Raw genomic sequence first — 12,331 nt, forward strand, 5'->3', positions numbered from 1 at the left:
GCGCCTTACAAACAACCACCCCCCCCGCCCCTCCACGTCGGGGTCTCCGGGGGGGGGGGGGGCGGCCCCCCCGCCGGGGGGGGGGGGGGGGGGGGCCGGGGGGCGGGGCCCCCCGGCCCCCTACCCGTTACGGCTTGGCGGGTTGGTTAGGTGTAGTAGCCGCTGGAGTCGACGATGAAGTCGGCGGTGCCGTCGCTGGTGTTGTAGATGCTGATCTGTCCGTTGGTGTCGGTGGGGGTGAGGGTGAGGTTGGCGAGGGTGTCGCCGGTGCCCCAGTTGAGGTTGTTGATGATGGGTGTGGGTTTGCCGACGGCGGTGGGGTAGACGGTGGCGTAGCCGACGGCGGTGGGGTTGGTGACGGTGAGCATGGCGGCGATGGTGGGGGTGGCGGCTGTGGTGACTTGTTGGGTGTGGGCGGAGGTGAGGTTGTAGGCGGTGTTGGGGGCTACGGGGGTGGTGGTGCCGCCGATGCCGTTGCGTGTGTCGACGAGGCGGGTGGGGTTGATGGTGTGGAATTTCTGGCCGGTGGTGCCGGTGGTGTAGTAGCCGGTGATTTCGGCGATGACGGCTGCGGCGCTGGTCTGGACGGAGATGGTGATGGTTCCGCCGGTGCCGATGGGGACGTCGCCGGCGAGTGAGGTGATGGCGTTGCCGGCGGTGAAGCTGAGGCTGTGGGCGGAGGTGGGGGTGTATCCGGTGGCGTAGGTTTCGAGGTAGCCGGTGTCGGTGGCGCTGGCGGCTGCGAGGTTGACGGCGACGGCGGTAGCGTTGGCGGGGACGCCGTTGAGGCCGGTGATCTGGAGGGTGAAGTTGGTGCCGGCGGCGACGGTTCCGGTGCTGGTCAGGCTTGTGTGGGCGATGCTGGAGCGGGTGTCCAGGACGCGGACGGCGCTGGTGAGCGGGGTGTAGGTTTGGTTGCCGGTGAGGGTGGCGTCGCTGGTGAAGTAGCCGGTGACGTCTACGACCAGGGCGGCGGTGCCGTCGGTGCTGTCGAGGTGGGTGTAGAGGTTGATCTTGCCGTCGTTGCCGACGGGGACGATCTGGTAGCCGGTGGCGGTGGTGTGGGCGGCGAAGTTGGTGGATGAGGTGACAGGGCGCTGGGTGCCGTCGGCGTAGGTGGTGACGTAGCCGTGGTCGGTCTCTCCGGTGACGGTGACGTCGACGGCGACCGCGGTGACGGTGCTGGGGATGGTGGTGGGGGCGCCGCTGACGGGTGTGGTGACGGTGTCGCCTGCGATCTTGAGGTGGGTGACGGAGTCGGCGGGGACGGTGCTGGTGCCGGCGGTGATGCCGCTGGTGTAGGTGAGCAGGCTGCTGCTGCGGGTGTCGAGGATGCGGGTCGGGGTGACCGCCTGGTGGTAGCCCGCCGGGGTGTAGGGCTGGGCCGGGCGTACGGTGGCGCCGGTCCAGGTGCGGGCGCGGGCGAGTTCGCCGGTGAAGTAGTCGGTGCGGGCGGAGGCGTTGAGTGCGTCGCCGAGCTGGAAGTTGCCGCTCGCGCCGGTGCTGGGTGCGGTGTGGCTGGTGTAGCCGACGAAGACGTCGTCGACGTAGAGGCTCATGACGCCGGTGGACTGGTTGTAGGTGGCGGTCAGGTGGGCCCAGGTGCCGAGGTGGACGGTGCCGCCGATGACGGTGTCGAAGCTCCAGGCGGTGCCGGAGCCGGTGTTGAGGCTGAACTGCCAGCCGTCGGTGGTGGGGAGGAGCAGGATGCCGGAGTCGGCGCTGCCGCTCTGGGAGAGGACGGCGCCGCCGTAGGCGGTGGGGTTGGCCCAGATGGACACGGTGAAGGACTTGGTCAGGTCCAGGGCCTTGCTGCCCTGGAGGTAGTCGTGGTCAGCGGCGTCGAGCTGGACGTCGGGGTCGAACAGGCCGCCTTCGGGGGCGGTGACGCCGCTGGTGCCGGTGAGGGTGATGGCGCTGGTGGCCGAGTCGTCGGCGGTGTGGGCGGTGGTGTCGTAGTCGTTGAGGGGCCAGTCGTGGGTGTCGGTGCTCAGGGCTTGGCCGGTGGGGGTGGTGAAGGTGGCGTTGGTGCCGGAGAGGGTCATCTCATGGGCGGTGGCGGTGCCAGTGCCGTTGACGGTCCACAGGTCGGGTGTGCCGTCGTTGTTGATGTCGGCGGCTTGGAGGGTGGGCTGGCTGAGGGAGTCCCAGCCGGTGGCGGCGGCTTCGGCGGAGGTGAGGATGGCGTCGGTGGCGCCGTTCGAGAGGGCGTCGTAGGTGAGGGTTTGCAGGTTGTCGGAGCTGAGGTACCAGAGCTGGCCGGCGGAGGGGTCGCTGGTGTCGGTGCTGGTGTCCCGGGCGAACAGTTCCGGCAGGCCGTTGGCGTCGAGGGTGCTGGTGATGGTCCAGCCGCTCCAGCCGGTGGTGCAGCTGGTGGTGGTGCTGGTGTTCTGGGCGAGGCAGTAGGGGTTGTAGTCAGCCAGGTCGGTGGCCTGATCGGCTCCGGGGTAGAGGCCCGCACCGACGATGGAGGGCTCGTCGTACAGGGAGTCGTTGATCAGAAGCAGGAGGTCCGGATAGCCCGTGGCGGTGTCACCGTTGACGGTGTTGTACAGGCTGCCGCCGCTGGCGATGGAAGTGGCCGGTGTGACGGTGTTGGTGGTGGTGCCGTCGTCGTTGAAGGTGGTGTCGGTCTGGGTGAAGACGCCGGCGGAGTTGGTGATGGGGTGGGAGTCGACGGGCTGCAGGTCGGTGCCGTCGCCTTGGCCGCGCAGGATCTCGCCGGTGACGGCGCCGGTGGCGGTGTCGTAGCCGTAGTCGAGGACGTCGTTGAAGCCGGCGCCGGTGAAGAAGTGGCCGGTGATGGCCTGGGTGCCGGTGAAGGAGGTGGCGGTCTGGGTGGTGGAGACGCCGTTGCCGTCGATGCCGATGTTCCGGGCGACCGCGTCGACCTTGCCGGATCCGGTTCCGGCGGCCTGCCAGAGCCCGGCTGGGAGGGAGTTCTTGCCGCCGACGGTCAGCAGGTCGGCGTTGCCGTCGCCGTTGAGGTCGTCGTAGGCGGCGGTGGCGGGGGCTTTGGCGATGAACCGGTAGTCGTAGGTGTCACCGATGTTGCCGGTGCTGGCGACGGCGGTGACGGTCAGGACGTTGGTCTGGGTGGTCGGCTTCAGCGAGATGGTGGCGGTGTAGGGGGTGGAGCCAGCGGCGGGGACGCTGACGGGGTTGCCGCCGTTGAGCTGGTAACGGTAACTACCCGGAGTCGTAGTGGTGTTGGGGTCGGTGATCGTGAAGCTCGTGGCTGTGCCTACCGTGCACAGGCTGTCGCCCGAGGGGCTGTCGGTGAGCTCGGAGCACTGGCTGGTGGTGGACGTGACCGGGGCGATGGTGGGGGCGCCGGGGGCGGTGGGGTCGTAGTAGAAGTGGCAGGTCTTGGACTGGTCGCTGGTCAGATGCTGGTCTGTGACGGTGAGGTACCAGGCGAACTCGGTCTTCGCGGTCAGGGCTTGGAAGGGGCCTGAGCTGCTGGTGTGGGAGTAGAGGGTGCTTGCGGTGGTGCCGCTGGTGGCGTTGATCGCGCGGGTGTAGGTGGTGCCGCTCGACATGTTCTTCAGGGTGAAGTTGGCGGTGAGCGGGCTGGTGGTGCCGTCGGGGTCGGACACCTTGGCGCGGAGGGTGATGTCGCCCAGGCCCAGCGAGGTGGGGGTGGCGGCGGTGCAGTTGGTGGTGGGGCTGGTGGTCAGTGAGGTGGGGGTGTTGGGGGTGTGGTCGTAGGTGGTGGTGATGGTGGCCTGCTTGCTGAACTGCTTCCAGGCCAGGTCGTTGCTCTCGTCGGCGGCGCGTAGGCCGAACGTGGCCTTGGACCACTTGCCGTTGGCGGCCGACTGCATCAGCGAGGTGATGTCGAAGGTGACGTCCTCGGGTCCGCAGGAGGTGGACCAGCCGTGGGCGACTGTCTGTGAGTCGAGCTTGCTGAACCAGAACTTCTTGTCGGGGTCACTGGAGCTGTGCGTGCTGTTCCAGGTGGTGCTGGAGGAGATGGAGCCTGTGTGCCACAGGTCGACTTCCTCCTTGGTGCAGGAGGCCGACCAGTTCTCGTAGAAGGAGATGTTGGAGGAGATCACGTCATCCGCGCCCCAGATGCTGCTGTGGATGCTCGTCTGGAACAGGGCACGGTTGGTGGAGACGTCGGGGGTCCAGTCGGTGTAGCCGACGTGCAGGGGGCCGGGAATGGATGCTGCGGGCTTGTAGAACGAGGTGTCGGGCCACTCGCTGTCGACGAACGCCCACGCCTGGACGGTGTCGGTCTGACCGGAGGCGGTGAAGGTGGGGTCGATGTAGACCGGGTAGACGGTGTTCTTGCCCCTGAGCAGGGTGCGTACGGGAGACAGGCTGATGTGCCCCCGGTGGTAGGCGGCCTTCAGGCTCGCCTTGCGGGCGGCGTCGCCCGGCGCAGCAGGGGTGGAGGCAAGGGGGACGCCGCTGCGCTTGTCCACGGTCTGCCCGGAGCGCGGGTCGGTCGTCCTGGGAGTGTTCGCGGCAGGTCGGCTGGAGTCCCACATGGTGGGGGCGGTGGCCGAGAACACGGTCTGGCCCTTGCGGTCCTTGGCGGTGATGTCGCCGGCCGCGTCGCTGGCCAGGGTCACGCCCGTGGCTTTCGTGGACAGGTTCAGGTCGTTGAGTGCCGGGTTGGCAGCGGCTGTGGCGTTCTTGACGACCAGGACCTCGCTGAACCCGCCGGTGTCCTGCGCGGTGACCGCGAGGTCCACGCCGGGCAGGACGTCGTGGTACGTCGCCGTGGGACCCGACAGGGCAGGCGTGCGCAGGGTGAATGCTGCGGGGAGTGAGACGGCCAGGGAGCCGCTGCTGGCCCGCATGGTCGCCAGCGGGGCGTCCGTGCTGCCGCCGGACAGGGTCAGAGAACTGGTGGACGCCTTGGGGGAGATGGTGCCGTCCGTATGACGTACGAGCGTTGGATCCAGGCTCTTCCATCTGCCGTGCACCAGTTTGCGTACCGGAGCGAGTGTCTGTCTGAGTGTCAGTGTGCCGTTGGGGTTCGCGGTGAGCGTGGAGGAGTCCGTCGTGGCGGCCGTTGCCTGCACCGGCTTGCCGGTGGACCTGGCTTCCGCCAGGGCCTGTTGCTCACTCAGCCCGGCAGAAGCGCTGGCTGAAGCGTGGGTGGTTGTGCCAGCGTGAGTTGTTGAGGTGGCCGCATGGGCGAGGCAGGGAAGACCCAAGGCACCGGAGACCGCAAGAGCGGTAGCGCCGACAAGTGTGCGGCGTGCCCATGAACGAGGCAGAGACGTCCGCGAATTCTTTTGCACTTTCTTTCCCCCCAATATTCATGCTGATGGAAAATGCAGCACGGTTTGCCCCTGCAAGTGCCTGCAACCCTTTTCCTGTTGCCAGGTTTTGCAAAATTTCCTTGGTGTTTCCTTGGTGATCCGTCGCGGTGGCCTCCCTGGCGCGAGGAAGGTGCAGGTTTCGGATTTGGTTCGGGTGGGGCCGCGTCACCGTATGGGTATTTGGCGGTCCGGCATGGGGTTGTGTGACCCAGATCACGGCATGTACATGCCTTGGATGTCCGCTTCTGGTGAAGTTTGTAGATCTTCTTGGATTTGCTCTTTTCCAACTTCTTACTCTTCAGGATTGAACCTTCATGTATTTCTTTCCGTCGGGCGTACGTTCACCGGTACGGCAATAGGCCGAGGTGGGCGTTCGGCATTTCGGCATGTCGTCATGACGAGGGGGAGGCCGTGTCCGGTAGACGTGCGCGCGGAAACAGCGGAGCAGTATGGGCGCGGTACCGGCGCACCGCCGGAAGGTACTTCGCAGGGTGGGCTGCGGTACTGGCCTGGTCCCTGTGCCTGAGCGTGGCCTTCGGGTCGACGGCGAGTGCGCTGATCCTGTCCAGTCCGTCCACCGTGTCGGCCACGAAGCCGAAGGCGGACCTGGGCCGTTCGGTCACAGGGTTGAAGCCTGTTCCGCACAAGCACGTGCGTCTCTCCGGCGCGACCCGGCACACTGTCGTGCCGACCCGGACCGCTTGGCCGGCCGCCAAGGCCGGGACTTTGAAGCTGACTGCGCCAAAGCCCTCAGCGGCCACGGGCTCCAAGGCTTCGGCCTCGGGAACACCGGTGTGGGCACAGGCTGTAGCTCCCAGCAAGGGCAGCTATGCCGGCCCGACGACGCTTGGGGTCTCGGTCCAGTCGAAGTCGCTGTCCGCGCGGCTTGGCGTGTCCGGCCCGGTCTGGACCCTCTCCACTGCCTCCGACGCCGGGACCACCGAGGCCGGCTCCGGCCGGGTGAAAGTCGGCCTGGACTACGGCGCCTTCAGCCAGACCATCGGCGGCAACTATGCCTCCCGGCTGCATCTGGTGGAACTGCCGACCTGTGCGCTGACGACTCCTCAACTGGCCAATTGCCGTAAGCAGAGCCCGCTGACGTCACGCAACGACCTCAAGAACACAGCCGTATCCGCGAATGTCACGCTCGCCGGAACCGGCTCAGCGAAGAACGCCGCCTTCACCGGCAAGCGCAGGACTGGCGCTGGGGCGGCCGTCTCGGCTGTCTACACCGGTTCGGTCTCCGCGTCGGCAACGGCGCAGACGGCCTCGACGTCCGGCGCGGCAACCGTGATCGCAGCCACCGACTCGACCGGTCAGGAGGGCGGGGCAGGCGGCAACTACGCCTCGACCCTGTCGTCTGCGGGCTCCTGGGGGCAGTCGGGCTCCTCGGGTGACTTCACCTACACCTACAAGGTGGAGTCACCGGCGGCCTCGACATCGCTGGCGCCGGACGCGTCGTTGTCCTACGACTCGGGCAGCGTCGACGGAAAGACGGCCAACACTCAGGCCCAGTCGTCCTGGGTGGGCGACGGCTGGACCACCCAGGACTCCTTCATCGGAGAGGAGTTCACGCCGTGCTCCGACTCTCCCGAGGGCAGCGCTGGGTCGGTCACGACATCGGATGAGTGCTACGACGGCCCGATCCTGACCATGTCGCTGAACGGGTCGTCGACGTCGATCGTCTACGACAATGACACCTCCACCTACAAGCTGGCCGACGACGACGGTGCGACGGTCAGCAAAGTGACCGGCTCGGCCAACGGATCCGGCACCTACGACACGTCGTACTGGGTGATCACAGAGCGGGACGGCACCAAGTACTACTTCGGCCGCAACGAGCTGCCCGGCTGGGCGTCCGGGAATGACACGACGAACTCGGTGGACTCCGAGCGCGTGTACTCGGCCCACTCCGGCGACCCCTGTTACAACTCCACGGCCACCAGCAGCTACTGCACGATGGCCTACAAGTGGCACCTGGACTACGTCACCACCGCGACCGGTGCGGCGATGGCGTACTACTACAAGCAGGACACCAACTACTACGGCGCTCACAACGGGGACTCCGAGGTCAAGTACGTGCGCGACTCCTACCTCGCGCACATCGACTACGGCTTCACCACCGCCACCGGCCCGTACGGCACCGTCCCCGACAAGATCGTCTACGGGACGTCGGTGCGCTGCACCTCCACCAGCACCAATTGTGGCAGTGCGGAGACCTCCTCCAATGCCTCCTACTATCCCGACGTCCCCTACGACCTGATCTGCGCCTCCGGTGCCACCTGCAGCTCGTACGCGCCGTCGTTCTTCTCCACGGTCCGCCTGACCTCGATCACCACCCAGCAGTATTCGGTGTCCTCCAGCGCGTACGTCACGGTCGACTCCTACGCCCTGACCCAGACGGAGCCCTCCACCGGGGATGCGACCAGCGCCACGCTGTGGCTGTCCTCGGTCCAGCGCACCGGCTCGGACACCACCGCGGGCGGCTCTACCTCCTCGATCACCATGCCGGCGGTGAAGTTCACCGGCTCGGCCCTGGAGAACCGGGTGAGCACCGCCACCTACCCGGGCCTGTTCCGCTACCGCATCACGGCGATCACCAACGAACTGGGCGGAGTCACCGGCGTCTCCTACACGCTGCCGACCGCGTGTTCGACCTCGGCCACGCCGTCCTCGAACAACGCGTCCTGTTTCCCGGAGTACTGGACGCCCAGCGGCTACATCAGCCCGATGCTGGACTGGTTCAACAAGTACGCGGTGCAGGAGGTGCTGGAGACCGACACCACGGGCGGCTCGGCGACCAAGGAGACGGACTACTCGTATAGCGGCGCGGCCTGGCACTACGACGACGACGAGACCACCAAGGCCAAGTACCGCACCTACGGGCAGTGGCGCGGCTACCAGAAGGTGACCACCACGACGGGCAACGGCTCTGGCGACGCGCAGACCAAGCAGGTCGACTCCTACTACCAGGGCATGGACGGCGACTGGCTCTCGTCCACCTCGACCCGGAGCGTCTCGCTTACCGACTCCCAGGGCGGCAGCCACACCGACTCGGCCCAACTCGCCGGGCAGACACTGGAGTCCTCCTCCTACCTCGGCAACGGCGGTGGCGTCGACCACTCCACGATCACCTCGTACTGGATCTCCGCGGCCACCGCGACCCGCACTCGCACCGGGCTGCCGGACCTGACCGCCAAGGCGACCGGTACCGCGGAGGAGTGGACCAGGCAGCGGCTGACCGACGGCGGCACCACGAGCTGGCGCTACGACGAGACCGACACCACCTACGACGCCACCCGCAGCGACGACGACTTCGGTCTGCCGACCTACACCTACACGCACACCGTGCCGGCCGACACCGACTACGACCGGTGCACCGCCACCACCTACGCCCCGGCCAACACCGGCGCCAACCTCGTCGGCCTGGTCTCCGGCTCGGAGGAGGACTCTGTCGCCTGCTCCGGCTTCACCGAGGGCTCCGTCACCTCTGTCCCCAACGGACTGAACACTCTCGGTGCACCCGCCAGCGTCACTCGCCCAGACCAGGTTGTCTCCGCCACCCGGACCTTCTACGACGACGCCACCTTCTCCACCGCCTTCCCGCAGTCCAGCGCCCCCACCATGGGCCTGGTCACGATGACCCGCAAGGCCACCGACTACGGCTCGGGCGCCTTCACCTGGCGCACCACCGCGAAGAACACTTACGACAGCACCTACCACCGTCTTGCCAGCACCACCAACGGCAACGGCAACACCACCACGACCAGCTACACGGTCAATGCCGCCTACCTGACGACCGGGCAATCGGTCACCGAGCCGACCGCGGGCGGGGTCGCTCACACGAGTAGCTCGACGCTGGATCCGGAGCGGGAGCTCACGCTTACGAGCACCGACGCCAACCACGTGGTGACGACCGTTCAGTACGACGCGCTGGGCCGGGCCACGTCGGTGTGGAAGAACTCGCGCGCGACCACGTCGCTGGCCAACCTCACCTACACCTATACCCTGTCCAACAGCTCCCTGTCAGGTGTGGTGACCAACACCCTCAACGACAACAGCGGCTACCTCACCTCCGTCAGCATCGAGGACTCCCTCGGCCGCACTCGGCAGACCCAGAACTACACACCCCAGGGCGGTCGTCTGATCAACGACACTCTGTACGACTCCCGCGGCTGGACGGCGAAGAAGAACAACGACTACTGGGACTCCACCACCACACCTGCGCTGGCGTTGGACTCGGTGGCCGACAACCAGGTCGCCGACCAGGACGTGTACACCTACGACGGGCTCGGCCAGCAGGTCTACGACATCTCCGAGAAGAACGGCACCGTCGTCTCGACCACCACCACGGTCTACAACGGCGACGCCACCACCGTCATCCCGCCCGCGGGCGGCGTCACCAAGACCACCCGCACCGACCCGCTCGGCCGCACCAGCGAACTCGACGAGTACACCGCCGCACCCACACTCACAACGCCGCTGAACCCAGCCACCGGGGTCTTCTACCTCACCGACGGCACCACCACCGCCACCACCTACGGCTACGACGGCCACGGTCAGCAGTCCACCACCACCGACGCCAAGAACCAGGTGTGGACCAACACCTACGATCTGGCCGGAGAGGTGGTCTCCAAGACCGACCCCACCGCCGGCACGACCTCCGCCATGACGTACGACGGGGATGGCAACCTGCTGCAGAGCAAGGACTCCCGCGGCGAATACGTCTCCTACACCTACGACGCGCTCGACCGGAAAACCGGCCAGTACGCCGCGGCGACCGCCGACCAGGCCGCCTACGCCTCCACCGCCTCGCCAGGCAACCAGACCGCGGCCTGGGTCTACGACAACTCCAACACCGCCATCTCCGGTATGACCTACCCGGTCGGGCACGTCACGACGGCGACCTCGTACAGCGGTGGCTACGCCTACGTCCAACAGGCCGTGAACTTCAACGTCTTCGGCGAGTCCCTCGGCGAGGAGACCATCATTCCGTCCGCCGCGCAGGGCAGCGTCCTGGGCAAGACGTGGAAGATCACGCACTCCTACACCAGCGTCAACGGGCTGCTGTGGACCGACGGCTACGCCCTCGGCGGCGGACTGCCGGCCGAGACCGTCACCCACGGCTACAACAACGACGACGAAGAAGACGAGCTGGCCACCAGCGCCTACAGTTACCTGCAGAGCATCAGCTACAGCGCTTACGACCAGGTTGCCCAAGCCCAGCTCGGCTCGGCCAGCTCGTACGCTACTGTCACTGACAGCTACGACGCACACACCGGGGACCTGACCGACCAGCTCGTCACCCGCTCCAGCACCAGCCCCGCGAGCGTTGACGAGACGGCGTACAAGTACGACCTGTCCGGCAACGTCACCCGCCAGACCGAGACCCGCTCCGGCTCCAGCACCACGGCCGAGACCCAGTGCTACAACTACGACGCCCTCGACCGCCTCACCAGCGCGTGGACCGCCACCGACAGCTGCTCAGCCACACCCACCAGCAGCGATCACAGCATGGTCGGCGACGGCATCAGCGGCGGTACGTACTGGACCAGCTGGGCCTACGACGACATCGGCAACCGGCTCTCCCAGACCCAGCACACCGTGTCCGGCTCCGGTAGCGACACTGTCACCAACAGCGTCTGGTCCAGCAGCCAGCCCAACACCCTTACCGGCACCGCCAACACCGGCGGCTCGACCAGCTCGACCAGCTATACCTACGATGCCGCTGGCAACACCCAGACCCGCAACACCAGCACGGGCGACCAGACCCTCCTCTGGAACAGCGCCGAACAGCTGACGAGTGTCTCCAACAGCACCACCGGCACCACCACCAGCTACATCTACGACGCCGACGGTAACCTGCTCCTCCAGATCGACCCCAGCACCACCACCCTCTACCTCGGCAGCGAACAGATCACCCTCAACGACTCCGCCGGCACCGCCACCGGCGTTCGCTACTACACCGCTCCCGGCGGCGGCACCATCGTCCGCACCGGTACCGGCACCAACTACGGCTTCGAACTCGACTCCGACCAGCACGGCACCAACACCCTCTACCTCGACAACACCGCCCAGACGCCCACCTGGCGACAGTTCGACCCCTACGGCAACCCCCGCGGCACCACGACCACCTGGGCCGACAATCGCACCTTCCTCGACAAAACTACCGACACCACTACCGGCCTCACCGACATCGGCGCCCGCGAATACGACCCCACCATCGGCCGGTTCATCAGCCTCGACCCCCTCTTCAACGCCACCAGCCCCCAAGAACTCGGCGGCTACAGCTATGGCGGTGGCAATCCCATTTCCTTCTCCGACCCCAGCGGCGAGGGCCTTGCCTGCGGTAAGGAATTTGGCGTCAGCTGTGGCAACGGCGTCGTCACCCATGGCGACGGCAGCCTGTCCAAGAACGGCAACCCCACCGGCGGCGGAGTTGCCCCCGGCTACGCCGGTACGAGCAGCAGCGGCAAGAAGTCCAAGAGTGGCACAGCTCACAGCAGCAGCACGAGTGAAGCCCGCAGGGCGGAGGAGCTCAAGCGGGAGCTTGCTGCAGAGAGGCGGAAGAACCAGGAACTCAAGCGCGAGCTGGCTGCCGCGAAGGCTGATGCGGACAGTGGCCATGGTTTCTGGGACACGGCGGATTCCATTGTCGAGTGGACCGGCGCAGCCGCCGCAGCCGCCGCAGCCGCCTGCGCTGTCGCAGGCGCCGCCACCGAAGGCGGCGCATGGGTAACCTGTGGAACAGTTGCGGCCGGAGTGGCCACAGTTCTCGGTGCATATACGACAGCCCGCTCTTGCGCCAAGGATGGACTGAGCACGGATTGCGCGATCGGTGTCGTCACTACGCTTTCCGGTGCTGCCGCACTCAGAGAAGGAAAGTTCGGGTTGCAGGTGGGCAAGGGAGCGTGGAACGGGATGAAGTCAGGCTGGAGTGCGGGACGATCAGCGGCGACATCCGGCTGGACCGCAGGGCGGTCAGCAGCGTCATCGACCTGGAGCAGGATCAGGGGACTTTTCTGAGGAGTGGCGTGGCTATTCGCTCA

The 12,331-nt window shown here is 66.9% G+C and carries 2 protein-coding genes; one reads left to right on the forward strand and one right to left on the reverse strand.

What is annotated here, in order from left to right; genetic code table 11:
- Window positions 1-146 precede the first annotated feature (146 nt).
- Window positions 147-5,039, reverse strand: a complete 4,893-nt coding sequence (locus ACGFZS_RS49505; protein WP_393800801.1) for a LamG-like jellyroll fold domain-containing protein — start codon at window positions 5,037-5,039, stop codon at window positions 147-149.
- 1,134 nt (window positions 5,040-6,173) lie between these two features.
- Between ACGFZS_RS49505 and ACGFZS_RS49510 the strand changes: the two genes are divergently transcribed.
- Entirely contained in the window at window positions 6,174-12,308 is a 6,135-nt protein-coding gene (locus ACGFZS_RS49510) for an RHS repeat-associated core domain-containing protein (protein WP_393800802.1), read from the forward strand.
- Window positions 12,309-12,331: the final 23 nt, after the last annotated feature.

This window comes from Streptomyces sp. NPDC048288, assembly GCF_043201555.1.
Lineage (GTDB): Bacteria > Actinomycetota > Actinomycetes > Streptomycetales > Streptomycetaceae > Streptomyces.